Genomic DNA, 26,704 nt, shown 5'->3' on the forward strand with positions numbered 1-26,704 from the left:
GATTCGCGCTGCACGCTTTTCACGTGCCGACCCGTTCCCGTCGAAAAGCGCCCTCGCGTATGACGCGCATACGCGCCTGCGCCCTGCCCGCTTTCCAAACCGCCCATCTCGACCCGACCATGACTGCCAAATTGATCGACGGCCTCGCCCTTTCCAAGACCCTGCGCGCCGAAGTCGCCACCCGCGCCGCCGCCCTCACCGCCCGCGGGCATCAGCCAGGCCTTGCGGTCGTGCTGGTCGGCGACAATCCGGCGAGCGAAGTGTATGTGCGCAACAAGGTCAAGGCGTGCCACGACAACGGCCTCGGTTCGTCGTTCGATCGCTATCCGGCCGATTTGCCGGAAGCCGATTTGCTCGCGCGCATCGACGAACTGAACCGCGATCCGCGTATCCACGGCATTCTGGTGCAACTGCCGCTGCCGCCGCATATCGACAGCCACAAGGTGATCGAAGCGATTGCCCCGCAAAAGGACGTCGACGGGTTTCACGTCGCCAATGCCGGCGCGCTGATGACCGGGCAGCCGCTGTTCCGCCCTTGCACGCCGTACGGCGTGATGAAGATGCTGGCGGCTTATGACATTCCGCTGAAAGGCGCGAATGCGGTGGTGATCGGCCGCTCGAATATCGTCGGCAAACCGATGGCGCTGCTGCTGCTCGAGGCAGGCGCCACCGTCACGATCTGCCATAGCAAGACGCGCGATCTGGCCGCCCATACGCGCCATGCCGACGTGGTGGTCGCCGCTACCGGCCTGCGCAACATTCTTACCGCAGACATGGTGAAACCGGGCGCGGCGGTGATCGACGTCGGCATGAATCGCGACGATGCCGGCAAACTGTGCGGCGACGTCGATTTTGCGGGCGTCAAGGAAGTGGCCGGCTACATCACGCCGGTGCCGGGCGGCGTCGGTCCGATGACCATTACCATGCTGCTCGTCAACACGATCGAAGCCGCCGAGCGCGAAGCAGCGGCACAGGCGTAAAGCTTGAACGGTATGCCGGCGAAGCGCGTTTGCCGGCATACGCGCATCGCGCCGCAACATCTGATAATTTGTCAGCCGACGGATTGGAATCGGCGCGCCCTGCCCCAATAATGTCCTTGTATCGGGTGCAATCGGGCCGTCATCGCGCGCCCCGAAGGAAGTCCCCTTGGGGGGCGCCCCGAAGGAAGTCCCCTTGGTGGGCGCCCGTCGATGCACCGATTACCCACGATTACCCGTTCACCCGCGTCAGACAGGAAGCCTTATGTCCACTACCCTCTCGACTCACGACAATCCGCTCCTCGATTTCTCCGACCTGCCGCGCTTTGGCGAGATCCGCCCCGAACACATCACCCCTGCGCTCGATGTGCTGCTTGCCGACGCGAGCGCGGCCGTCGAACGCGCCGCCCAGCCGATTACGCCCGCTTCATGGGCCGACGTGGTCGAGCCGGTCGAGCGCGCCACTGAACCGCTTTCCCGCGCCTGGAGCGTGGTCGGCCATCTGAACGCGGTCGCCGATACGCCTGAACTGCGCGCTGTGTACGGCGAAAATCTGCCACGCGTGACCGAATTCTGGTCGAGCGTCGGCCAGAATCTCGCGCTGTATGAAAAATACAAGGCGCTGAACGCCAGCAGCGATTTCTCGTCGCTGACCGGCGAGCGCAAGAAAATCCTCGGCAACGCGCTGCGCGATTTCCGCCTCTCGGGCGCGGAACTGCCGGAAGACCAGAAGCCGCATTTCGCCGAATTGCAGGAGCGCCAGGCGGCGTTGTCGAAAGCCTTTTCGGATCACGTGCTCGACGCGACCAACGGCTACGCTTACATCGTCGAAGCCGGCGCTGAAGCACAGCTGGCCGGTCTGCCCGAAGACGTGATCGAAGCCGCCAAGGAAGCCGCCGAACGTGAAGGCAAGACGGGCTACAAGTTCACGCTGCACTTCCCGTCCTATTTCCCGGTCATGCAGTACGCGGAAAACCGCGCGATGCGCGAAACGATGTATCGCGCCTATGTGACGCGCGCCTCCGAACTCGGTCCGCAATATGGCAACGGCAAGCCGGAATGGGACAACACGGCGGTACTCGCGGAACAACTGAAGCTGCGCGCTGAAGAAGCGCACATGCTCGGCTACAACAACTTCGCCGAGGTATCGCTTGCGCCGAAAATGGCGGAGTCGCCCGCCCAGGTCATGGCGTTTCTCGAAGACCTCGCCACGCGTGCGCGTCCGCATGCGGAACAGGACTGGCAGGAGCTGCGCGAATTCGCCGCGAACGAACTCGGCATGACCGAGTTGCAACCGTGGGACATGACGTTCGCCGCTGAACGTCTGCGCCAGAAGCGCTATTCGTTCTCCGAGAACGAAGTCAAACAGTACTTCCCGGAAGACGCCGTATTCAAGGGCCTCTTCAAGGTGACCGAGACGCTCTTCGGCGTACGTATCCGTCGCGACGAAGCGGCCGTGTGGCATCCGGACGTACGCTTCTTCCGCGTCGAGAACCAGGACGGCGGCCTCGTGGCACAGTTCTATCTCGACCTCTATGCACGCGAAGGCAAGCGCGGCGGCGCCTGGATGGACGACGCACGCGGCCGTCACAAGCACACGCATGGCAGCGTGCAGACGCCGGTTGCGTATCTGACCTGCAACTTCTCGGCGCCGGTCGGCGGCAAACCCGCCTGCTTCACGCACGACGAGGTGATCACGCTGTTCCACGAGTTCGGCCACGGCTTGCATCACATGCTGACGCGTGTCGATGAACTGGGCGTCTCCGGTATCAACGGCGTTGAATGGGACGCGGTCGAACTGCCCTCGCAATTCATGGAGAACTTCTGCTGGGAGTGGGACGTGCTGAGCGACATGACCGCGCACGTGGAAACAGCCAAACCGTTGCCGCGTGACCTGTTCGACAAGATGCTCGCCGCGAAGAACTTCCAGAGCGGTCTGGGCACGCTGCGGCAGATCGTGTTCTCGATGTTCGACATGCAACTGCACACTGGCTTCGACGCGTCCGGCACGCAGAACGCCACGCAGCTCGCAAGCGAGATCAACGAACGTTTCCACGTCGTGCCGCAAGCGGAATTCTCGCGTTGGCCGAATACCTTCAGCCATATTTTCGCGGGCGGTTACGCGGCTGGGTACTACAGCTACAAGTGGGCCGAAGTGCTGTCCGCGGATGCCTACGCGGCATTCGAAGAAGCGGCGCAGGCAGCGAGCGGCAGCGTGCTCGATGTGGCGACCGGCATGCGTTATCGCAAGGAGATTCTGGAAGTGGGCGGCAGCCGTCCCGCGATGGAATCGTTCAAGGCCTTCCGCGGCCGCGAGCCGAGTATCGATGCATTGTTGCGCCACAACGGCATGACGCCCACCGCGACGCATTGATGATACGTTGATGGGTCGGCGTATCGCACGCGGATTCGGACACAGATACGCCGATTAAAAAAGCCGGTGACTTGCTTAACGCAAGCGCCGGCTTTTTCTATTCGCGATTGCTGAGTGCGCAGCTACGCGCGATGCAGCTTGAAATCGACGTCCGAGGGACGTCCTTCGAGCGACAGCGCCGCCCGTGCGGCGGGCGCGCGGCTCACTACCTTGCCGCGGCTCACCACCGCAAGCCGCGCGGCGCGCAGACGGATCGCCTCGACCGGATCGCGTGCGTCGAGCAGCACGAGATTGGCCGCGCAACCCGGCGCGATGCCGTAGCCTTCGAGACCGAGAATACGCGCGGCGTTGACCGTGACCGCATCGAAACATGCCCGCATCCCGTCGACGCCCGTCATCTGCGCGACGTGCAGGCCCATGTGCGCGACTTCGAGCATGTCCCCCGAGCCGAGGCTGTACCACGGGTCCATCACGCAATCGTGGCCGAACGCGACGGTAATGCCGGCCGCCATCATCTCGGGCACCCGCGTCATGCCACGCCGTTTCGGATAGGTGTCGCTGCGGCCCTGCAATGTGATGTTGATCAACGGATTGGCGATGGCGGCAACGCCGGACTCGCGCATCAGCGGCAAGAGCTTGCTGACGTAGTAGTTGTCCATCGAATGCATCGAGGTCAGGTGCGAACCGGCGACGCGCCCCTGCAAGCCGAGCCGATGCGTTTCGGCGGCGAGCGTTTCGATATGACGCGACATCGGATCGTCCGATTCGTCGCAATGCATGTCGACACGCAAGCCCTGCTCCGCCGCGTATTCGCACAGCAGGCGCACCGACTGCGCGCCGTCCGCCATGGTGCGCTCGAAATGCGGAATCCCGCCGACCACGTCAACACCCATGCTGATCGCACGCTTGAGATTCTCGAACGCGCCGGCACTGCGCAACACGCCGTCTTGCGGGAACGCGACCAGCTGCAAGTCCAGGTACGGCGCGACGCGGCGCTTCACTTCGAGCAGCGCCTCGACTGCGAGCAGGCGCGGATCGCACACATCCACATGGCTGCGGATCGCCAGCAGGCCGCGCGCAACGGCCCAGTCGCAGTACTGCAACGCGCGCTCGATCAGCGCCTCCTGCGTCAGATCCGGCTTCAGTTCGCCCCACAACGCGATGCCCTCGAGCAGCGTGCCCGACGCATTCACGCGCGGCAGACCGTACGACAGGGTCGCGTCCATATGGAAATGCGGGTCGACGAACGGCGGTGTGACGAGCGAACCAGCGGCATCGATTTCTTCGCCCGCATTCGCGAGCAGATTCGGCTCGACGGCGACGATGCGGCCCGCGTCGATACCGATGTCGACGGGCTGCTTTTGCTGCGGCGCGGCGCCTGGCGGCAGCATCGCACGGCGGATGATCAGATCCATATGGGGTTCCCTTTGACCGCTTTTTGACTGCTATCGATTCTATCGGCGTCAGAATGTGCGTGCGGGCGAATTATCAAGGCGCCGTACCGGCGCGCAGCGGCGCATCCGTATCGGCTGCGCCGCGCACCCGCCGCCTATACTCGACGTTTGACATGAGCCGCCTGGGCGCGTCGCGCCATACGATACATCCACCACCACGGAGCAAGTACATGAAAACGATCGGCGTGATCGGCGGGATGAGCTGGGAATCGTCCACGGAGTACTACAAGCTTCTGAACCGCCACGCGAAGGCGCGCCTCGGCGGGCACCACAACGCCCGCAGCCTGATGCTGACGGTCGACTTCGCGCCGATCGAGGCCAACCAGCGCGCCGGCGACTGGACCGCGCTCGGCAAACAGATGGCCGATGCCGCGCGCCAGCTCGAACGTGGCGGCGCCGATCTGGTCATGTTGGCAACCAACACGATGCATCGCGTGTACGAGTCCATCGAACAGGCGATCGGCGTGCCGTTCCTGCATATCGCCGATCCGACCGGGAACGCGCTGCGCGCGGCAGGTGTGAAGCGAGTGGGCTTGCTCGGCACGCGCTATACGATGGAACAGACGTTTTACACGGGGCGCCTGAGCGAGCGCTACGGTCTTGAAACCCTGATTCCCGATGAAGCCGAACGCGCGGACGTGCACCGCATCATTTACGACGAGCTCTGTCACGGCACCGTGGCTGATAGCTCGCGCGCGGTATATCAACGGGTCATCGAAGGACTAGCCGCGCGCGGAGCGCAGGCGGTGATTCTCGGCTGCACCGAAATCACGCTGCTCATCAAGCCGGAAGATTCCGCGCTACCCGTCTTCGATACGACGGCATTGCATGCGCAAGCGGCAGTGGAATGGGCAATCGATACGGAATGACATGCGCAGGCGGCAATGCCGCGTACGAACCCGCGCCATAAGTTAAAAAGCCCGCTTGGCTTGCGCCAGCGGGCTTTCAACAATGCTTGGTTGCGGGGGTAGGATTTGAACCTACGACCTTCGGGTTATGAGCCCGACGAGCTGCCAGACTGCTCCACCCCGCGTCAGAGAAAACGGATTGTATAGAGATGTTCGCAGGGCGTCAAACAATCATCCGAAATTATTTCGGAACGAACCGTACTGGGCGCATGCGCGCTCATCAACAAGCTCAAAGATCGTTGACCGTCGCGCCTTCCACCTTGCCGTCGATGATGTCCGCGCCGTACTGGCTCGCACTGCGTTTTGCCACGCCAAAATCGGAGAACGTGGCCGGCAACACGAGACGAAACACGCGGCTTGCCTTCGAGCCGCTGATCGCGCCCGGCCGGCAGACGCGCACCGCGACGTCGTAACCTTCGGCGTGACGCTTGTGGCCGTCGAATTTGTCGAACTCCCGCGAAAACACCAGCGGATGCACTTCGAAGTCCTTATAAAGGGCTGGGTAAAGTTCGGCCATGATGCACCCCCGAGGCGCGTGAATGTGGTCTCACTATACGCCGCGGGAAACCTCGCCCGCGGTTTTATTTTTACTGGCCGCCGGGGCTTTTTCCGCGGTCGATCGTCTCGCGCGATAAGATGCGGGACTATCGGAAATACGCAGATTCCTGAAAATTCATGAAAATCGCCACCTGGAACGTCAATTCCCTCAAAGTTCGCCAGCAGCACGTGATCGACTGGCTCGAAACCAGTCAGACCGACGTGCTGTGCCTGCAGGAACTGAAGTTGCCGGACGAAAAATTCCCGCGCGCCGAACTCGAAGCCAAAGGCTACCGGAGCTGGTTCGCCGGCCAGAAAACCTATAACGGCGTCGGCATCGTCGTGCGCGAGGGACTGCACGTCGATGAAAGCAGTGTTGTGCGGAATATCCCCGGCTTCGAAGACCTGCAGCAACGCGTGATTGCCGCCACGGTGGAAGGCGTGCGCATCATTTCCGCGTACTTCCCGAATGGCCAGGCGCCGGGCACCGAAAAATTCGCGTACAAGCTGCGCTGGCTCGCTGAGTTGCACGACTGGGTTGCGCGCGAAATGACGGCGTATCCGAAACTCGCGCTGCTCGGCGACTACAACATCGCGCCGGAAGATCGCGACGTGCACGATCCGAAAGCATGGGAAGGCCAGAATCTGGTGTCGCCCGAGGAGCGCGCCGAGTTCGTGCGGCTGATCGAACTCGGTCTCGTCGACGCGTTCCGTCAGTTCGATCAGCCGGAGAAGATCTACTCCTGGTGGGACTACCGGATGATGGCGTTCCGCCGCAACGCGGGCCTGCGAATCGACCATATTCTGTTGTCGAAAGCGCTGGCGCAAATCTGCTCATCCTGCGAAGTCGACAAGGTGCCGCGCAAGTGGGACCAGCCGTCGGATCACGCGCCGGTCGTCGCGCAGATCGGCTGACGGGCCAATGAGCCGAAGCGCCAGTCCGCGGACGGCGCGCCTTCGCGCTCACCCAGACAAGACCACAGGAACTCAAACACCAGGGCGTCCTGCGCCGCCATGTGCAGACCGTCCGCGGCCCCGTGGCCGCCTTGCGTGTCTTCAAAGTACCAGACCGTGTCGGTGCCGAGCGCCTGCATTCGCGCGGCCATCTTACGTGCATGGCCGGGATGCACGCGGTCGTCGCCAGCGGATGTCATGAATAGCACGGGCGGATACGCCCGGCCAGCTGACACCTGATGGTACGGCGAATACTCGGCCAGGACCCGCGCCTGCTCGGGAATGTCCGGATCGCCGAATTCGTCGAGCCACGATGCACCCGCGTGCAAAAGATGGTAACGGCTCATGTCCAGCAGCGGCACCTGACTCACCACGGCACCAAACAATTCGGGCCGTTGCATCATGCATGCCGCCACCAGTAATCCCCCGTTGCTACCGCCCTGGATGCCCAACTGCGCAGGCGTCGTCACTCCCGTGTCAACCAGCGCCTGCGCGACGGCAATGAAGTCGTCGAATGCGCGCTGGCGGTTCGGCCCCACCGCGGCCGTATGCCATGTGGGGCCGAACTCTCCCCCGCCACGAATATTCGCGACCACATAGACACCGCCGGCGTCCAGCCAGCCGACGCCGGTCCCGGCCAGGTATTCCGGCGTCAGCGCAATCTCGAAGCCGCCATAGCCGATCAGGAGACAGGGCCGCGTCTGTTGTCCACCGTCGCGCGGACCGATCACGGTGTAGGGCACGCGGGTGCCGTCCGCGGACACCGCGTGAGCGCGCATCACGGCGAAAGGCGTGGCGTCGAAGTTTGCCGGCCAACGATCGATCAATTCCCATTGCGTGAGATCGTCCTGCGCCAGATCGACGATCCAGCAGCCGGGCGGCTGAAGATAGTCGCCGACGCTGACATACGCCTCGTCGCCCAGTGTCGCCTCGATCGGCGACACGCCGACCTGCACGTTCTCCTGCACTGGAAACTCGCGTGAGATCCACTGCCAGTTGCCGTCATCCAATCGCTTGGGCTGCCATAGAACAGTACGCTGCTGCACATGGTCGAGATACGAGACGATCAGGTGGTGACGCGTAAAGTCGTAGTCACATGCCGAAGTTGTCGACCCCGGCGTGAAAAGCGCGACGACATTGCGCCCGCCACGCAGAAACTCTGCTTCGCGAATCGCCAGCAATGCGCCGCCGGTGTAGTGAACACCGCCGCAGTCCCAATCCAGCCGGGGCGAAAGCAGCAACCAGCCTTCCCATGCTCCGACCGTCACGTGCGCCGGCACGTCGAAACGCTGCCAAACCTGAGAGCCGTCCAGATAGTAGCTATGCGAATCAAACGAATCGATCCCAACGGCTAGTCCATGGCGCCGCTCGATGGGAGAGTAACCCGCAGCGACCCCAATATCGTCAAATCCGGCGCTGAACACAACCGATGCATCCGCGATCGGCGTGCCGCGCGTCCAGCGCCGCACTTCGCGTGGATAGCCGGAACGCGTCAGGCTCGTGCCGCCGTTGTCCCAGCCGAGATAGACGGTGTCGCGGTCGATCCACGAGATCGTGTGCTTACCCGGCTCGGCAATCACGAAGCCGCCGTCGACGAAGCGTTGGGTATCGAGATCGAACTCGCGCACGATGATCGAATCCGAGCCGCCGTCCGACAGGGAAATCAGCGCCCGGTCACCATCCGGATAAAGAATCGGGCAGTCGACGCACACCCACGACATGCCCTCCGCCGCGCCAAGCGCATCGAAGTCAAGCAAGGTTTGCCAATCCGGTTGGCGCGAACGCCAACTCGCCCATGATGTGCGCCGCCAGATGCCGCGGGGATGCTGCGCGTCCTGCCAGAAGTCGTAAGCCCAATGCCCCCAGCGCGAGGCGATGACGGGCCGCTCGGCCGGCAAATAGACTTCCGCAAGCCGCTTTTTGAGCGCGTCAAAGCGTGCTCCGCTCGTCCATGCCGAGACCGTACGCACGTTCTGCCGCTCCACCCATTCGAGCGCCGCCGGATCGTCGAGCACTTCGAGCGCGAGAAAGGTATCGGGGGATAGAGGCCAGGAAAATGTGGTAGGCATAACGGCTCCCGCAATAGAAAGGAGAACCGATTATGCCGCGCAGTATGCGCGCTGAGTCGTAACGGCGACGCCATGCCGCATCACGCGCGCAACGTGCGCATGATGCGGGGCATTGACATCGGTGCAAACGGGATGACCGGCCAGGCCAACCCTTTCAGGGCTCGAGATTGAGTTCCTGAATCTTGCGCGTAATCGTATTGCGGCCGATGCCAAGTCGCTCAGCCGCCTCCACCTTGCGTCCGCGCGTGAAGTCCAGCGCCTCGCGAATCACCGCCGCTTCGAAACGGCGTGCGAGTTCGTCCATGACGTCGGCCGCGTTCTCGCGCAGCATGCGCGCGACTTCGGTACGCAAGCCGCCTTCCCAGGCGCTCACTGTCGTTGGCACCGGCGCGCCAGCAGCGCTCGCCGGATGCGCCGCGGCGCTGGTCCCATTGACCGGCGCAGCGCCTGCCAGACCCACCTCGCCGGTGCCAATCGCACCGCCACCACCGGCGAGATCGGTCGCACCCGACTGCGTGGGGCTGAGGTCGGGCGGCAAGTCCTTGATCTCGATGGTTTGCGCCGGCGCCATCACCGTCAGCCAGTTAGCGAGATTCTCCAGTTGCCGCACGTTGCCCGGAAACGGCAGCGAGGCCAGATGCGCCAGTGCTTCTTCGGACACGCGTTTCGGTTCGACGCCGAGATCGCGCGCGCTTTTCTGCAGGAAGTGGCGCGTCAGCAGCGGAATGTCTTCGCTGCGCTCGCGCAACGCCGGCAAGCGCAAGCGAATCACATTGAGCCGGTGATACAAGTCCTCGCGGAACAGGCCCTGACGCACGCGCGACTCGAGATTCTGGTGGGTCGCCGCGATCACGCGCACGTTGGCGCGCAACGGATTGTGGCCACCGACGCGATAGAACTGCCCATCCGACAGCACGCGCAGGAGACGCGTTTGCAAATCGAACGGCATATCGCCGATTTCGTCGAGAAACAGTGTGCCATTCTCCGCTTGCTCGAAGCGCCCCTGGCGCATCGCCTGGGCACCCGTGAACGCACCGCGCTCATGGCCGAACAGTTCGGATTCCAACAGATCTTTCGGAATCGCCGCCGTGTTCAGCGCGATGAACGGACCGTTCGCGCGTGGGCTATGTCGGTGCAAGGCACGCGCAACCAGTTCCTTTCCGGTGCCTGATTCGCCGGTAATGAGCACGGTTGCCGCGGAATGGGACAGCCGGCCTATCGCCCGAAACATATCCTGCATCGCCGGTGCCTGGCCGAGCATTTCCGGTGCATCGGCGACGCGGTCATCCCACGTCTGTTCGCCGCGCATGCTTTCGTCGACCGCGCGCCGGATCAACTCGACCGCCTTGTCGACGTCGAACGGTTTCGCGAGGTATTCGAATGCGCCGCCCTGGAATGCGGCGACCGCGCTATCCAGATCCGAGAATGCCGTCATGATGATGACGGGCAAGCCCGGCACCTTGTCACGCACGGTTTGCAGCAATTCGAGGCCGGACCCGCCAGGCATCCTGATGTCGGACACCAGCACCTGTGGGCTGTCGTGATCGAGCGCCGCCGATGCCTCGCGCACATTCGCGAAGCTACGCGTCGCGAAGTTTTCGCGGGCGAGCGCTTTTTCGAGCACCCAGCGAATCGATTGATCGTCGTCTACTATCCAGATCGGCTTCATATAGGTCGGTCAGAAGTCTTGAAAGGCATATAGAGGTTAGCAGTCGAGCGGCAGCAGAATCTGAAACTCGGTGTGGCCCGGCCGGCTATCCACTTCGATCAGACCGTCGTGTTGTTGCACGAAGGTCTGCGCGAGCGTCAGACCGAGACCGCTACCGTCCTCGCGCCCCGACACGAGCGGATAGAAAATGCGGTCACGGATATCCTCGGGAATGCCAGGGCCGTTGTCAGTGATATGCAAGTCCAGTGCCAGCTTACATAAACGTTTCGACACCGTGATCTTGCGTGCAATGCGAGTGCGCAATTCGATGCGCGCGTCGCCTTGCGAAATACGTTCGCGCAATGCTTCAGCCGCATTGCGCACGATGTTCAGGAGCGCCTGGATCAGTTGCTCCTTGTCGCCGCGCAGGTCCGGCACGCTCACGTCGTAATCGCGTTCGATCGTCAGACCACGCGGAAACTCCGCGAGAATCACCTGGCGCACGCGCTCGCATACTTCGTGAATATTCACGTCGCCGACAATATGCGGATGACGATGCGGCTCCAGCAGGCGGTCGACCAGCGTTTGCAGCCGGTCCGATTCCTTGATGATGACCTGCGTGTACTCGCGCAATTCATCGCGCTGGCGCTCGCCGAGTTCGAACTCGAGCAGTTGCGCCGCGCCGCGAATCCCGCCGAGCGGATTCTTGATTTCGTGCGCGAGATTACGGATGAGTTGTTTGTTGACCGCCGTGAGGTCGTTGATGCGCTCCTCGCGGTCGGTGCGCAGATGCCGCTCGTTCTCGAACAGTTCCAGCAGCACGTAGTCCTGCGCGCTTTCCAGAAAGCCGACGATCGCATGCACATGCAGCGGCTCGTGGCCCGGACGCTCGAGCACGGCGTCCAGATGGGTCGCGTGAAACCGGTGGGCGGCGATCGCGGTAATGGTCGCGACCAGTTCGGCCGCGTTCGAGAAAATATCCGGCCACGCCATCTGCGTGAGTTGCTTGCGCGAGAGCTCGAGCATCGATTCCGCCGACGGGTTCGCGAACGCGACGCGCAGCGTGCGCTTGTCGAGGATCAGCACGACCGTGGGCAATGCCTCGAAGCCGGGCAGCAAACCGGAACTGACCAGTTGAGCGTCGTCCGAGAGCGTCTGCTCGTGCCCTTTTCTTGCCTTGATCAGATTCTTGAGAACCATCTTGCAGTCTGGCCGATAGGAGATGGTGATAAGTCTTCGGCCCAACAAAAAAGGGACGGCGCCGCCGTCCCTTCGTGACCGATCGCGAGCGTCGGGCAAAGCGCTTCGCCGTTTGAAGGGCGAAGCGTCATTGCCGCTTACAGCGAGTAGTACATTTCGAATTCGATCGGGTGCACCGACTGACGATAGCGTTGCAGCTCGCCCGTCTTCAGTTCGATGTACGCGTCGAGCATCGAATCCGTGAACACGCCACCGCGCGTCAGGAACTCGCGGTCCGCGTCCAGTGCGTCCAGCGCCTGATCGAGGCCGGCACACACGGTCGGGATCTTTGCATCCTCTTCCGGCGGCAGGTCGTACAGGTTCTTGTCGGCAGCTTCGCCCGGGTGAATCTTGTTCTGCACGCCGTCCAGACCCGCCATCATCAGCGCGGAGAAGCACAGGTACGGATTCGCCATCGGATCCGGGAAGCGCGTTTCGATACGACGACCCTTCGGGTTCGACACGTGCGGAATGCGGATCGATGCCGAACGGTTGCGAGCCGAGTAAGCCAGCTTCACCGGTGCTTCGAAGTGCGGCACGAGGCGCTTGTACGAGTTCGTCGACGGGTTCGTGATCGCGTTCAGCGCGCGAGCATGTTTGATGATGCCGCCGATGTAGAACAGCGCGAATTCCGACAGACCTGCATAACCATTGCCTGCGAACAGGTTCTGGCCGTCCTTCCAGATCGACTGGTGAACGTGCATGCCCGAACCGTTATCGCCGACCACCGGCTTCGGCATGAACGTTGCCGTCTTGCCGTACGTGTGCGCGACGTTGTGGATGATGTACTTCATTTGCTGCAGCCAGTCGGCGCGTTGCACCAGCGTCGAGAACTTGGTGCCGATTTCGTTCTGGCCCTGGCCCGCGACTTCGTGGTGATGCACTTCGACCGGGATGCCGATCTGTTCGAGCAACAGGCACATTTCCGAACGGATGTCCTGGAACGTGTCCACCGGAGCGACCGGGAAGTAGCCGCCCTTCGTGCCCGGACGGTGACCGGTGTTGCCGCCTTCGAAGTCCATCGACGACGACCACGGTGCTTCTTCCGAACCGATCTTGACGAACGTGCCCGATTGATCCGTGCCCCATTTGATCGAGTCGAAAATGAAGAATTCCGGTTCCGGACCGAAGAATGCCGTGTCGCCGAGACCCGTGCTCTTCAGGTACGCTTCAGCGCGCTTGGCGAGCGAGCGCGGGTCGCGCTCGTAGCCCTTGCCGTCAGCCGGCTCGACCACGTCGCAGGTCAGGACAAGGGTCGACTCTTCATAGAACGGGTCGATGAAGGCCGTGTTCGCGTCCGGGATCAGCAACATGTCCGATGCTTCGATGCCTTTCCAGCCGGCAATCGACGAACCGTCAAACGCATGGCCGCTTTCGAACTTGTCTTCATCGAATGCCGACACCGGCACCGAAACGTGTTGCTCTTTGCCGCGCGTGTCGGTGAAACGGAAGTCGACAAACTTGACGTCTTCGTCTTTGACGAGTTGAACGACGTCGGCCACGGATTTACTCATAACCTTTTCTCCTGATTAACGAATTCGGCGGATTCAGCCGCCGCCCAATCTAGCTGACCCGCCCCGGCGCGTCCACCCCTGGTTTGGTAATGGGGAACATCAAAGCCTGCTGGGGCAAATCGATCGGCACCAATAAAGCAGCTTCCATGCCATGTATGCGCCAGCACGGCGCAAAACCACTGCACACGCGCGTTTGCGGGGAGCCGGCGCACCGAAGCGCATGCGGCCCCACTATCTTTGAACCGAACAATGCACCATGTGCGTGCATTCTCAAAATCAGCAACGGCGTGCATCTCCGTTTTGGTGCATTCGCGAAGATTCGCACCATTTCGATGCATAACCTGGCGACTGCCCTTGCCGGCAGACGTCTGCTCCAGACCGCATGCAGGCCGCCCGCCGCGCGCTAGAATGATCATTTGGTCCGAAGGAGATTTGCGCTCATGAGCACGCTCGAACAGTTGTACGCCCAGGCGGACAAGCGCCGCACCGAGAACCAGTTGCCCTATGCGGGCGCGGTATCCCCCGCCGAAGCCTTCGAACTGCTGCAACTCGATCCGCGCACGCGTCTTGTCGACGTGCGCACCCGCGCCGAACTCGATTGGGTCGGCCGGCCGGTGATCGGCGACGGGCAATATGCGCATGTGGAGTGGACGCGTTATCCGGGCGCCGTGCCGAATCAGGAATTCCTTCAGCAACTAAGTCAGGCGGCCTCGCCCGATACGCCGGTGCTGTTTCTATGCCGCAGCGCCGCGCGCTCCAAGCTCGCGGCGATCGCCGCCACCCAGGCCGGCTTCACGAAAGCGTATGACCTGCTGGAAGGTTTCGAGGGCGACAAGGACGGTCAGGGGCATCGGAAAACCGTGTCGGGCTGGTGCTTCCGCGGGTTGCCGTGGATCGGCGCCTGACGCAATCCTGCGCGCGAACCTTGCGACCTGGCGGGGTCAACCGCGCGCTTTAGCGGCGGCCGTCTCGGGTTCGACGATATCGCCGCCCAGTAGATGCACGCCTTCGCGCAGCTTCACGAAGGCCGCCGCTACCGCTTCCGGCTCGCCCTTTACACCCAGATCGATGTGATGGCGCGCATACACGCCGCCGCGCTCCGCGTCACCGATGCTCGGCAGACTGAACACTCGCACGCCCGGAAAATCGTGCTCGATCTTTTCCATCAAGGGCGTGAGCCGCGACTCCGGCAATTCGAACACCAGCAGCGACTTTTCCGCGTGCGGCATGGCGTGATGCAGATTCGCGTATTGCGTATCCAACACCCACTCGATCATCGGCCATGCCATCACCGGGAAACCCGGCACGAAATGGTGCCCCTTGATCGAAAAACCCGGAATCTTGTTGTAGCCATTCGGAATGATCGACGCACCCCGTGCATACGTGCCCATATTCAGACGGTGGCGATTCTCCGGAGACTCCAGATCGAGCGGCGTGGTCGAATTCGCCGGATACATGTCGCGGATACGCTCCTGGATCAGCCTGGCCGCTTCCGGATGCAGTTCGAGCGGCACGCCGAGCGCGGCCGCCGCGCATTGGCGCGTATGGTCGTCCGGCGTGGCGCCGATGCCGCCCGTCGAAAACACAATGTCGCCCGAGGCGAACGTACGGCGCAGTGTTGCCGTGATGCGCTCCGGATCGTCGCCGATGTACTCCGCCCAGCCGAGCGACAGCCCGCGCGCGCCCAGCAATTCGATGACCTTCGGCAGATGCTTGTCGATACGTCTGCCCGACAGGATTTCGTCGCCGATGATGATGACGCCAAATGCCATTGCCGCCTCTTTCGTTTAGTCAGTAAGGAACCGGCGCCGCGTGCCGCGGACCGTGCTCTTCCGCGCGCATGCGCTGGAGCGCGCGCAGACAGTAGTAGCCGAACCACAATGCCGAGAAGACAAGGATGAACGCGTAGATCCAGATGGTCACCGCGGTGATCACCGGAAATAGCACGATCGCCCACACCGACGACGCCCACAGCAACGTCGGCAGTGAACCCAGCAGACCGCTCGCGATACCGATCAACAGCAGCGGCAGCCGGAATCGCCGCACCAGCGCACGCCGCTCGTCACGCGTGGCATGCAGCGCAAGCGCGTCGTAGCTCATGACGCGATAGGTCAGCCAGCCCCACAGCAGCGGCGGAATCAGCGCAAAGAACGGCGGCACCAGCCAGAGCGGCAGCGTCACGATCAGCAGCAGCAAACAGACCAGCGTGGTCCACAGCGCCTGGCCGAGACTACCGTACCACGTTCCGCCACGGCGCATTTCCAGGCTGGCAAATTGCCGCGCCGAGAGGAAGCGGATCACCGCCGGCATCGACAGCGTGGCGATCAGCAACAGCACCGATACCACAATCAGCGGAATCGCCATCGCAATCACAATGAAAGGCGCGATCGCGGTGTGCAGCGACGAAAAGCCGAGCCAGTCGAACAGATGATAAAGCGTGACGGTAAACGCCCAGCTTTCGAGCCACGTGCGGGTCGCGCCGATCAGCGTCTGCCAGGAAAACCACAGGATCACGCCCCACCCGACCGTTGCCGCGAGAAACGGCACGAAGGTCAGCCAGAGCATGCGCGGGTGGAGCGCGCTTGTAAGCGCACGCCCGAACGAGCGCAACAGATCATTCATGCGAGCCAGTGCCGGTGAACAAAACGATGGAATAAGGAGAGCGGCGCAACGAACCTGGGCGCGAGCCAGACAGCGGACCCACTAGCGAACCGGGAACATGCGCCGAAACGTGGACAGGATAAACCACGCGAGACGCCGCCGGGGAAACCGGCGGCGTGAAAGGAAGAACGAGGAAGAATGCCTAGACTGCGGCCGTGTCGTTGCGTTCGGTGCGGCGCTTCGGCGAGAGCCGCGCGGCGATGCGCACGAAAGCGAGCCAGTGCTGCGCCCAGAAGCCGTCGCCATAACGACGGCCCTGGAGTTGATCGCTAATGCCGGTCGGTTCCATCTCGCGGCTCCATGACACACTGCGGAACAGCATGTCCCACCACGGGAAAAGCACCCCGAAGTTGCAGCCGTATTTCAGGCCTTCATGGCCGTAGCCGATGGCATGGTGGCGGCGATGGAAAGTCGGGCTGACGAGCAGGCGCTCGCCAAGCCAGCCAAAGTACATGCGAATATTGGCGTGCTGCACGCTCTGGGCGAGATTCGTGATCGCCACCAGCACGACGAATTGCGACGGCGGCACACCGATCACCAGCGCGATCACCGCGAAAAACGACGCCTGCAGCAGATCGTCGAGCAGATGATTACGGTCGTCGGACCACAGCGACATCTGCTGCTGGCTGTGATGCACAGCGTGCAACTCCCACCACACGCCGATCCGGTGCTCCCAGCGGTGATACCAGTAACCGGCAAAATCGAGCACCAGCAGATACATCACGAACGTGACAAGCGGTTGCGTGGTCACGCCCGGCCACAGATTGTCGAATTCGATGTTCGCGATGTTGTGCAGCCGCAGCCAGGCCTGCACGTTGTCGAAGAACGGCTGCAGCGCGAAGAAGAAAAACAGGTTCAGGATGCCCAGCTTGGCGATCCACGTGTAGATCACGTCGACGCGCACCGCCTTGCGGTTTTCCCACTGCTCCACTGGGCGCAGCGCCTCGAGCGGGCGCAGGATTGCGTACATGGCCAGCACCTCGAAGACGCCGACGATCAGCCAGTACAGGCTGTCGTACGTGTCTTCGTCGTAATCCATCAGATTGAAGTGGAACAGCAGCGGCTGCACCACGTCGACGTACAGCAGCGTCTGCACGGCGGAGACGAAACTGTCGAGAGAAGAAAAAATCAGATGGAACATGGTGCTGGTCTGGTTACTTCATCCGTGGCGGCTCGCCTGTATCACTCTACGCGCCGTTCGGCGCCGTGACCGGCGCGCGATTGAAGAAATAGATACCGTGCGGCGAACGGCCGACGGCAATCGTCTGGATCAGCTTACGCGTGTTCAGGTCAATGATGCCGACGTGCTTCGCGAAGCGGAACGTAACCCACAGATAGCGTTTGTCAGCGGAAAGTTCCATGTCATCTGGCCCCGGCATCAAACCGGTGATGTCGCCGACATTGGTGAGCGTGTCTTCGTCGATGATGCTGATGGTGCTCGCGACACGGTTCGACACCGCCACGTGTTTGCCGTCAGCCAGCGAACGGAAGTTGTGCGCGCCCTTGCCCGTCTGGATCGTCTTGACGATTTTCTGGTTGCGCCAGTCCACCACCGCGACGTAATCCGCGCCGGTCATGCCGATCAGCAGGTATTTGTCGCCCGGTGTCATCCACAGGCCCGCCGGCACCTTACCGACTTTCATTTTCCACTTCACGGTTTGCGTGGCCAGATCGATCGCGGCCAGTTCGCCGGAGACCTGCAGCGTGACGAATACCGTTTTGCTGTCGTTCGTGAACGCCATGTGGCTCGGCATCACCGCGAGCGGCAGGCGCGACGCCAGCGTCATCTGGTTCTGCTGATCGTAGTGATAGATATCGAGACGATCCAGACGCAGGCCCGTGGTGACGAGCCACTTGCGGTCAGGTGAAAACCCGATCTGATATGGATCCTCGATGTTCTCGACCCAGCGCTGCACCTTGCCCGACTTCGGATCGACGAACATCAGGTTATTCGACACCGAATTCGCGACGATCAGCGACGAATTGTCCGGCGTGGCCATCAAATGGTGCGGTTCCTTGCCCGTGGGCACGGTGCCGACAACCTGGCGGGTGGTCTCGTCAATCAGGCTCAGCGTGGCTTCGCCGGAGTTGAGCACGATCACGTTGTTGGCGAGAGCCGCCGGAGAAAAAAAGCCTGCGGCGGCGGCCAGCACCGCGCCCGCGGCGAACGTGGCAGTCAAGCCGGGAAGAAAAAATTTACGCATGAAAACTCACTTCGGAGAACAACCGTCATTGTAGAACGTTTGTCCGTCCCAGCGGTTGACGTGGAAGCGGCCGTGACACGGGGGAAAACGTCCGGAACACGGGTCATTCGCACAATGCGAACTTGGCCAATCCGAATCGATGACAGATTAATCGCACTTCAGGCAAGAAAATCGGCAGCAGGAATTTTAACAAAATATCGTCACCCCATAAAACGACAGATTATTTCATTCTCATAATCAGATAAATTACATAAGAATAATTGAGTTTATTCTTTGCTCGACCTATTTAAACACATCACTTTACATTTAATTGTAGGAAACCATTTATTCCTCCGTCGTTTAGGAATTGGCTTATATCGTCCGTATCACGCCAGCCGACAGAATGCCGCCGATCATCGCCCATGCACTTAATCCTGTGGACTTGCGGGCGTGACGCATGAAGTTCGGACGCGCGAGAAATTCAGAAGGACACGAAAAAACGGACAACGGAGAAACCGCGGTCGACATGTTTATTTTGTGCGCGAAATATTTAAGGGTGGTGATACCTGATCCGAATCGAATGTTTTCACGCTCTGTCCACGCTCGTATTTCCGCGGAGTTTTCTGAAAACATGAACAAAATCTATAAATCGGTCTGGTGTGAAGCGACGGGAACGTGGGTGGCCACGTCGGAAACGGCACGCTCGAAGACGAAGCGCGGCACGGCGCGGAAGCTGGCGGTGGCGCGCGTGGTGTTGGCTGGGGCAGCGTTGGTGGGTGGGGCGTCGGGGGCGTATGCGGCGGGGGCGGAATATTACTTCGACGCCAAAGAACTCATCCCAGGCGTAGACCGCCCTGCAAACGCAAGCCAACCAGGCGCGGTCGCTGCAGGCGCGAATGCCGCCGCGTCTGGTAAAAACTCAACTGCGGTTGGCTATGGAGCCAACGCAAGCGTCGATGGCACCAGCGCGTTCGGCTATATGGCTCAGGCCAACGCCATAGGGGCGTTTGCAGCGGGCGGTGGGGCTGAAGTCAACGCCGGGGCAGAATTCGGCACAGCTATTGGCAACGTGTCCACGGTGATGGGAGTGGGCTCGACATCCATAGGCGCCTTGTCAGAGGTGGACGGGGCCCACTCCGTTGCGATCGGCTATAAGGCCACGGCAACGAGCGACAATAGTGTCGCGCTGGGTGCAAGCTCGACCACGGCCACAGATCTGACTACATCGGCCTATGTACCAAAACCGTTGGACGGCACACCCTTGCCGACAATCGCCGCAGCCACTGCAACGGGTGAAGTTTCGGTTGGCTCTGCAAACAGCGAACGCCGCGTGACCAACGTCGCCGCCGGCGCCTCCGCCACCGATGCTGTCAACGTCAGCCAACTCAGCGCAGTCGATGGCAAGGTCAATGCCGTCGCCAGCAGCGGCACCCTGCACTACTTCAAGGCCGACGGCGCAAACAATGGTACGGATGACGCCGTAGCTACCGGCACGCAAGCGATCGCCGCAGGCGCAAACGCCAAAGCTACGGCCGACTACTCGCTAGCAGTCGGCGCCAGCGCCGTTGCCGGCGAAATGGGCGCTACCGCGGTTGGTACTGGAGCGGAAGCGAAAGGCGAGACGGCCACTGCGATTGGCGCATTCTCATCCGCAACCGGATTGAGTAGCGCCGCGCTCGGCGACATGTCGCGCGCTACCGGCGTCAACGCAGTCGCCATCGGCGCGTCGTCGAACGCATTCGCGGACGGCTCCGTTGCTTTGGGTCAAGGTTCTATCGCAAATCGGGCGAACAGCGTTTCAGTCGGCTCCGCAGGCAGCGAACGCCAGATCACTCATGTCGCTGCCGGCACCGAAGCATCCGATGCCGTCAACGTCAGCCAGCTCGCTGCAGCCACGGCCAGTGCATCGCGTTATTTCAAGGCGACGGGCATCGACGGTAGCGGAGACGATGCCATCGCGAACGGCGATCATTCGGTCGCGATCGGAAGCGGCTCGAGCGCCTCGGGCGATACATCCTTTGCAGCCGGTACCTCTGCATGGGCGGAGGGAAAGGCCAGCACGGCGGTCGGCACGCTCGCCACCGCAGAAGGCACAATCTCGACTGCCGTGGGCGCAAACTCTATTGCCGGCGACGTCGGCGCCACCGCGGTAGGCGGCGGCGCGACCGCGACGGGTGCACTCTCCACCGCAATTGGTAGCAACGCCTCGGCGTCAGGATTCGGCAGCGCGGCACTTGGCAATCTGGCCGACGCCAGTGCGGACGGTTCAGTCGCATTGGGCCTGGGCTCGGTAGCGGATCGCGCGAACACCGTCTCGGTCGGATCAGCCGGCAGCGAACGTCAGATCACCAACGTGAAGGCCGGCACCGACGCCACCGACGCCGTCAACGTCGGCCAGTTGGCTGCCGCCATGGCTGGCGGATCGCGCCATTTCAAGGCAAATGGCGCCAACGACGGCAGCGATGACGCATCCGCCACCGGCGATCGCGCTGTCGCCGTAGGCACTGCCGCAAGCGCTTCGGGCAAGAACGCTTTTGCCGGCGGCAATGCCTCGCTGGCCAGCGGCGACAATAGCATCGCAGTCGGCAATCTCTCGACGGCCAACGGCGACACATCAGTGGCCATCGGCGCCAACGCCGTCGCCGGCCGCGATCCGCTGTCGCTCAGCGACGAGAACATCGCCGGCGCCACCGCAATCGGCTCCCGCGCGCAAGCCCTCGCCACGAACGCCACTGCGCTCGGCTACAAGGCGTACGCTCAGGCCGACAACTCGGTCTCCCTCGGCCAGGGTTCGATCGCCGATCGCGCCAGCAGCGTTTCCGTCGGCGCCGCCGGCGCGGAACGCCAGATCACCAACGTCGCAGCCGGCACCGCCGATACCGACGCGGTCAACGTCGCCCAGCTGAAAGCCGTCAGCGACCAGGGCGCCGCCACCGCGGCCAAACTCGACGGCGCGCTCACGTACGACCAGAACGCCGACGGCAGCGTCAACAAGAACAGCGTCACGCTGGGCGGCGATGCGGGCACCGCGATTCACAACGTCGCCGACGGCGTGGACGCCACCGACGCCGTCAACCTCGGCCAGTTGAACGCGGCGATTAGCGGCGCGGTCAGCAACATCACCGTCAACACCGCCAACCCGTTCTTCAGCGCCGAAGGCGATCGCGATACCGAAGGCGCGGTGGCAACCGGCACGCACTCGGTTGCGTCCGGTGCGAATGCGCAGGCCACCGGCACCAATGCGGTCGCTATTGGTGCGAACTCGGTTGCAAGCGCAAGCAACGCAACGGCCCTCGGCGCAAATGCCAACGCCAGCGCGGACAACTCAGTGGCGTTGGGCCAAGGCTCGGTCGCGGATCGCGCGAACACCGTGTCGGTCGGCGCAGCGGGTCAGGAACGCCAGATCGCCAACGTTGCTGCCGGCGTGCAAGGCACCGACGCCGTCAACGTCAACCAGTTGAACCAGTCGGTGAGCGGCGCGGTCGGCCAGGCAAAGAGCTATACCGACGACCAGATCCGCTCGGCCCGCCGCGACAGCTACGGCGGCACGGCGGCGGCACTCGCCGTCGCGGGTCTGCCGCAGGCGGTTCTGCCGGGTCACGGGATGGTGGCGATGGGCGCCGGCACGTATGGCGGCCAGTCGGCGATCGCCATCGGCGTCTCGCAACTGTCGGAAACCGGCAAGTGGGTCTACAAGGTGCAAGGCACGAGTGACTCGCGCGGCCAGTTCGGCGCCTCGGTCGGCGCCGGTATGCACTGGTAAGACACGGTCATGCTCGACCATACGTGAGTATCTGTTATAGCAGCGAGCGGGTGCGGGGCCATCAGGGCCCGCACCCTTTGCGCGCGATGTCGTTCTCAAAAGGAAGGGGGTCGCGCGCTTTTTTTCGCGTGCTGGAAAGAGCTTGTCCCACCCTGTGCCGCGCCGGCTCACACACGTGAGCCGCACACCCTAGCGCTGCATCGATTCCCACACCTTATAGAGACGTTTCACCGAGACCGGCATCGGCGTGCGCAACTCCTGCGCAAACAACGAGATACGCAACTCTTCCAGCAGCCAGCGGAATTCCGACAGGCGCGTATCCAGCACGCCGCCGCGCTGCGCGAGCGCGCGCTGATAGTTCTGCAATAGCGGCTGGAATTCGGCGAACTGCCGGGCATCGCGCGCGGAATCCGCTTTCAGTTTGTCGATGCGCAGCGCGATACCTTTCAGATAGCGCGGGAAATGTGCGAGTTGCGGGTACGGCGTGTCGACCAAGAAACGCTTGCCGATCAGCCCGTCGAGCTGGTTCTGCATGTCCGCGTAGGCGGCCGTGAAGGTTTTCGCCTGCACCAGCTTTTTCGTCACCGTCGCGTATTCGCTGAGAATCTGTCCAACCAGGCGAGCGATTTCCTGAGCCAATAACGTCAGACGGCTGCGGCCTTCGTCGCGGCGCGTGTGGAAACTGACGTCGTCGTCCGGCAGCGGGTCTTGCAGGCAGGCGCGGTCGAGCGCGGTGTCGATCAGTTGATCGCGCAATTCCTCCTGGGTGCCACGCGTCATGAACTGCATCGCCATTTCACGCAGCCCCGGCAGGTTTTTCTCCAGATACCGGATCGGCTCCTTCAGTTGCAACCCAAAGAGACGCCGCAGCCCCGCGCGATGAATACGCGCGGCTTCGTCGGGCGAATCGAACACTTCGACGTCGCAATGCGTGCCGCGATCCACCAACGCCGGATAGCCGAACAGCGTCTGTCCGCCGCGGCGGATCTCGAGCAACTCGGGGAGCTTGCCAAAATTCCACGTCGTGAGTTTTTCGTACAGCGCAGTGGCTGCCGCACCGCCCTGCGGCGCTGTGTGCGGGCCGCCGGCGGCGCCCGTGCCACGCGCCGCAGCAGCGCCCGCCGACGCCGCCGGCACAGCCGCTCCGCCACCGCCCGCATCCGCGAGCGCCGCCCCAGCCGCGCCCGAAGCGATCTTCTGAAAATGTTGCTGCGCCTGGCCACCGAGCTCGGCGCGCAGTTGCGACAGATTGCGGCCCATCGCCAATTGCCGGCCATGCTCGTCGATGACCTTGAAGTTCATGAACAGATGCGGCGTCAGCGTCTCGAGCTTGAAGTCCGATTGCTTCATCGCGACCTGCGTCTGCTCGCGCACGTCGGCAATCAGCGCTTCGAGCACACCGCCCGCGCCGAAGCGCGGCCCGCTATGCCGGTCGACGAAACCCGCGGCGAATTCCGGCAGCGGCACGCAATGCCGCCGCAGCTTCTGCGGCAACGATTTCAGCAGCAGTTGCGCCTTTTCCTTCAGCATGCCGGGCACGAGCCACTCGCAGCGCCGCGCGTCGACCTGGTTCAGCGCATACAGCGGCACCGCGAGCGTCACACCGTCACGCGGCGAACCCGGTTCGAAGTGATACGTGAGCGCCATCTCGACGCCCGCCATCGTCATCCGTTTCGGGAACAGGTCGGTGGTGACGCCGGCCGCTTCATGCCGCATCAAATCGTCGCGCGACAGATACAACAGGCGCAGCTTGTCTTCCGCCTGACCGCTCTTTTTCACTTCATCGCGATACCAGCGTTCGAACGACGCGCCCGTATAGATGCCTTGCGGCAACGCCTGATCGTAGAAGCCGAAAATCAGCTCGTCGTCGACCAGCACGTCCTGGCGGCGCGACTTGTGTTCGAGTTGCTCGATGTCAGCGAGCAGCTTGCGGTTATGCGCGAAGAACGCGAGTCTGGTATCGAACTCGCCTTCGACGAGTGCCCCGCGAATGAACAGTTCACGCGCGCGCGCCGGGTCCTGTTTGCCGAAGCTCACGCGCCGCCGGTGATAGATCGGCAGGCCGTACAGCATCGCGCGCTCGAACGCCGATACCTGCGCCGCGCGCTTCTCCCAATGCGGCTCGGACAGCGATTTCTTCAACAGATGCGCGCCGATCTTCTCGATCCACTCCGGCTCGATTTTCGCAATACAACGCGCGTAAAGCCGGCTCGTCTCGACCAGCTCCGCGGCCATTACCCATTTGCCGGCCTTCTTCACCAGCGCCGAGCCCGGCCACAGATAGAACTTGATGCTGCGCGCGCCGAGGTAATAGGGTTCGTCGTCGGCTTTCAGGCCGATATTACCCAGCAGGCCGGTCAGCAACGCGAGGTGAATCTGCTCGAACGTCGCTTCCGCCTCATTCAGACGCCAGCCGTGTTCACGCACCACCGTCAGCAATTGCGAGTGCACGTCGCGCCACTCACGCAAACGTAGTTGCGAGAGAAAGTTCTTGCGGCACTCCTCATGCAATTGCTTGTTCGACTTTTTGTGCGCGATCGCTTCTTCGAACCAGTTCCAGATTTTCAGCCACTGCAGGAATTCCGAGCGCTCATCGGCGAACCGGCGATGCGCCTGGTCGGCCTGTTCCTGCGCCTCGATCGGCCGGTCGCGCGGGTCTTGCACGGACAGCGCACTGGCGATGATCAGCACTTCTTTCAGAGCCTGCTGATCGCGCGCGGCGAGAATCATCCGGCCGACGCGCGGATCGAGCGGCAGGCGCGCGAGTTCGCGGCCAAGCGGCGTGAGCTGGTTGTCGTCGTCGACGGCGCCCAGTTCGTTGAGCAGTTGATAGCCGTCGGCGATCGCGCGGCCCGGCGGCGGCTCGATGAACGGGAAGGTTTCGATCGCCGTCAGATGCAGCGACTTCATCCGCAAAATCACCGACGCGAGCGACGAACGCAGAATCTCCGGGTCGGTGAAACGCACGCGGCCCTGATAGTCGCTTTCCTCGTACAGACGAATACAGATGCCATCCGCGACGCGGCCGCAACGCCCTGCCCGCTGATTGGCGGCCGCCTGCGAGATCGATTCGACCTGCAACTGCTCGACCTTGTTGCGATACGAGTAGCGCTTCACACGCGCGAGACCGGTATCGACCACGTAGCGAATGCCCGGCACCGTCAGCGAAGTTTCCGCGACGTTGGTCGCCAGCACAATGCGCCGCGCGTTCGACGTGCGGAACACGCGCTCCTGTTCGGCCGCGGACAGGCGCGCGAACAGCGGCAAAATCTCCGTATGCGGCGGATGATGCTTGCGCAGCGCCTCGGCGGCGTCGCGAATCTCGCGCTCGCCAGGCAGGAACACCAGCACATCGCCGGGGCCTTCGCGGCACAGTTCGTCGACCGCGTCGACGATGGCTTCCATCAGATCACGGTCGGTCTCGCGCTGCGTTTTCGGCCGCTCGCGGTCACGTTCACGCGACGAGGGCGATGTGCCTTCCGCCGCCTTCACCGCCGGGCTGTCTTCCGCGACCGGCCGGTAGCGCACCTCGACCGGATAAAGACGGCCGCTCACTTCGATCACCGGCGCGGGCTTGTCGTCGCTGCCGAAATGGCGCGCGAAACGGTCCGCGTCGATCGTCGCCGAGGTCACGATCAGCTTCAGATCGGGGCGCTTGACGAGAATTTCCTTCAGATAGCCAAGCAGAAAATCGATGTTCAGGCTGCGCTCGTGCGCTTCGTCGATGATCAGCGTGTCGTACGCCTTCAGCAGCGGATCGGTCTGCGTTTCGGCGAGCAGAATACCGTCCGTCATCAGTTTGACGGACGCGCCGGGCGACAGATTGTCGGTAAAGCGCACCTTGTAGCCGACCACTTCGCCGAACGGCGTGCCGAGTTCCTCGGCAATCCGGCGGCCTGTCGCCGAGGCGGCGATCCGGCGCGGCTGCGTATGGCCAATCAGACCGGTGCCGCCGGCGCCGAGGCCGCGCCCGAGTTCGAGGCAGATTTTCGGCAGTTGGGTCGTCTTGCCCGAACCGGTCTCGCCGCACACGATCACGACCTGATTCTGCGCGATGGCGCGCGCGATTTCCTCGCGGCGGCCGGAAACCGGCAACGCTTCGGGGAACGTGATCGGCGGGATCGGGTTCGGTTCGACAATGCGCTGAGTTCGCGGCGGGCGCGGTTCGGCACGGCGCGCTGCATCGCCTTGCGGCTGCGCTTTGTGTTTGCGGCCCTCCTGAGCGCTTTTCTGCGCCTGCGGATTATTTTGCGCGGACGCTTGCGGCTTTTGCGCCGCGCGTTGCGGCTCACGCGCCGTTGGCGGCGTGTTGCGGGCTGCGTCTCGCGCCACACGACGCGCGGCGTCGCCGGACTTCAACTGATCGGCGTCCGGCGCCGCATTCTCGTTCGCCGCAGCGGGACTTTTGGGTACGTTCGACATG

Annotated in this window: 17 protein-coding genes and 1 tRNA gene; 6 read left to right on the forward strand and 12 right to left on the reverse strand. The window is 62.7% G+C overall.

Features of this window, described 5'->3' with window-relative positions:
* Nucleotides 1–119: 119 nt before the first annotated feature.
* On the forward strand, nt 120–980 hold the full coding sequence (gene folD / locus PQR27_RS13770) for a bifunctional methylenetetrahydrofolate dehydrogenase/methenyltetrahydrofolate cyclohydrolase FolD (RefSeq protein ID WP_408524178.1): 861 nt from the start codon (nt 120–122) through the stop codon (nt 978–980).
* 262 nt (nt 981–1,242) lie between these two features.
* A complete protein-coding gene (locus PQR27_RS13775; protein ID WP_408524179.1) occupies nt 1,243–3,351 on the forward strand; it encodes a M3 family metallopeptidase in 2,109 nt (702 codons plus the stop codon).
* A gap of 122 nt (nt 3,352–3,473) precedes the next feature.
* On the opposite strand, the gene PQR27_RS13780 is transcribed toward PQR27_RS13775, so the two are convergent.
* Nucleotides 3,474–4,766, reverse strand: coding sequence for an amidohydrolase family protein (locus PQR27_RS13780; protein ID WP_408524180.1), 1,293 nt, complete (start codon nt 4,764–4,766; stop codon nt 3,474–3,476).
* Nucleotides 4,767–4,975: 209 nt separating this feature from the next.
* Here PQR27_RS13780 and PQR27_RS13785 point away from each other — a divergent pair, with 209 nt between their 5' ends.
* The gene (locus PQR27_RS13785; protein WP_408524181.1) at nt 4,976–5,674 is read left to right on the forward strand and encodes an aspartate/glutamate racemase family protein; all 699 of its coding nucleotides are present in this window, start codon (nt 4,976–4,978) and stop codon (nt 5,672–5,674) included.
* A gap of 87 nt (nt 5,675–5,761) precedes the next feature.
* Here PQR27_RS13785 and PQR27_RS13790 read toward each other — a convergent pair.
* Nucleotides 5,762–5,838, reverse strand: a tRNA-Met gene (locus PQR27_RS13790).
* 104 nt (nt 5,839–5,942) lie between these two features.
* Nucleotides 5,943–6,230 carry a hypothetical protein gene (locus tag PQR27_RS13795; protein WP_408524182.1) on the reverse strand — a complete coding sequence of 96 codons (288 nt, stop codon included), beginning with the start codon at nt 6,228–6,230 and terminating at the stop codon, nt 5,943–5,945.
* 158 nt (nt 6,231–6,388) lie between these two features.
* Here PQR27_RS13795 and xth point away from each other — a divergent pair, with 158 nt between their 5' ends.
* Nucleotides 6,389–7,165: an exodeoxyribonuclease III gene (gene xth / locus PQR27_RS13800; protein WP_408524183.1), complete on the forward strand. Its 777-nt coding sequence runs from the start codon at nt 6,389–6,391 to the stop codon at nt 7,163–7,165.
* Here xth and PQR27_RS13805 read toward each other — a convergent pair.
* The 4 genes from PQR27_RS13805 to glnA form a co-directional block, all read right to left on the reverse strand.
* Nucleotides 7,135–9,273 (reverse strand): prolyl oligopeptidase family serine peptidase, encoded by a 2,139-nt coding sequence (locus tag PQR27_RS13805; protein ID WP_408524184.1) that lies wholly within the window; start codon nt 9,271–9,273, stop codon nt 7,135–7,137. The genes xth and PQR27_RS13805 overlap by 31 nt on opposite strands.
* Nucleotides 9,274–9,427: 154 nt before the next feature.
* Entirely contained in the window at nt 9,428–10,942 is a 1,515-nt protein-coding gene (gene ntrC / locus PQR27_RS13810) for a nitrogen regulation protein NR(I) (RefSeq protein WP_408524185.1), read from the reverse strand.
* A gap of 36 nt (nt 10,943–10,978) precedes the next feature.
* Nucleotides 10,979–12,121: a nitrogen regulation protein NR(II) gene (gene glnL / locus PQR27_RS13815; RefSeq protein ID WP_408524186.1), complete on the reverse strand. Its 1,143-nt coding sequence runs from the start codon at nt 12,119–12,121 to the stop codon at nt 10,979–10,981.
* 137 nt (nt 12,122–12,258) lie between these two features.
* Complete coding sequence (gene glnA, locus PQR27_RS13820; RefSeq protein WP_408524187.1) at nt 12,259–13,674, reverse strand: type I glutamate--ammonia ligase; 1,416 nt, start codon at nt 13,672–13,674, stop codon at nt 12,259–12,261.
* Nucleotides 13,675–14,114: 440 nt separating this feature from the next.
* Between glnA and PQR27_RS13825 the strand changes: the two genes are divergently transcribed.
* Nucleotides 14,115–14,579, forward strand: a complete 465-nt coding sequence (locus tag PQR27_RS13825; RefSeq protein ID WP_408524188.1) for a rhodanese-like domain-containing protein — start codon at nt 14,115–14,117, stop codon at nt 14,577–14,579.
* Between the two features lie 36 nt (nt 14,580–14,615).
* Here the strand turns inward: PQR27_RS13825 and PQR27_RS13830 are convergent, their stop codons facing one another.
* The 4 genes from PQR27_RS13830 to PQR27_RS13845 all read right to left on the reverse strand — a co-directional run bounded on the left by PQR27_RS13830 (nt 14,616) and on the right by PQR27_RS13845 (nt 18,539).
* Entirely contained in the window at nt 14,616–15,446 is an 831-nt protein-coding gene (locus PQR27_RS13830) for a competence/damage-inducible protein A (RefSeq protein WP_408524189.1), read from the reverse strand.
* A gap of 19 nt (nt 15,447–15,465) precedes the next feature.
* Nucleotides 15,466–16,296: an EI24 domain-containing protein gene (locus PQR27_RS13835; protein ID WP_408524190.1), complete on the reverse strand. Its 831-nt coding sequence runs from the start codon at nt 16,294–16,296 to the stop codon at nt 15,466–15,468.
* Between the two features lie 181 nt (nt 16,297–16,477).
* Nucleotides 16,478–17,476, reverse strand: coding sequence for a sterol desaturase family protein (locus PQR27_RS13840; RefSeq protein WP_408524191.1), 999 nt, complete (start codon nt 17,474–17,476; stop codon nt 16,478–16,480).
* A gap of 46 nt (nt 17,477–17,522) precedes the next feature.
* Nucleotides 17,523–18,539 carry a YVTN family beta-propeller repeat protein gene (locus tag PQR27_RS13845; RefSeq protein ID WP_408524192.1) on the reverse strand — a complete coding sequence of 339 codons (1,017 nt, stop codon included), beginning with the start codon at nt 18,537–18,539 and terminating at the stop codon, nt 17,523–17,525.
* A gap of 610 nt (nt 18,540–19,149) precedes the next feature.
* Here PQR27_RS13845 and PQR27_RS13850 point away from each other — a divergent pair.
* Nucleotides 19,150–22,281, forward strand: coding sequence for a YadA-like family protein (locus PQR27_RS13850; RefSeq protein ID WP_408524193.1), 3,132 nt, complete (start codon nt 19,150–19,152; stop codon nt 22,279–22,281).
* A gap of 189 nt (nt 22,282–22,470) precedes the next feature.
* On the opposite strand, the gene hrpA is transcribed toward PQR27_RS13850, so the two are convergent.
* On the reverse strand, nt 22,471–26,703 hold the full coding sequence (gene hrpA / locus PQR27_RS13855) for an ATP-dependent RNA helicase HrpA (protein ID WP_408524194.1): 4,233 nt from the start codon (nt 26,701–26,703) through the stop codon (nt 22,471–22,473).
* Nucleotide 26,704: the final 1 nt, after the last annotated feature.

This window comes from Paraburkholderia fungorum (assembly GCF_046027215.1).
Classification (GTDB): Bacteria; Pseudomonadota; Gammaproteobacteria; order Burkholderiales; family Burkholderiaceae; genus Paraburkholderia; species Paraburkholderia fungorum_D.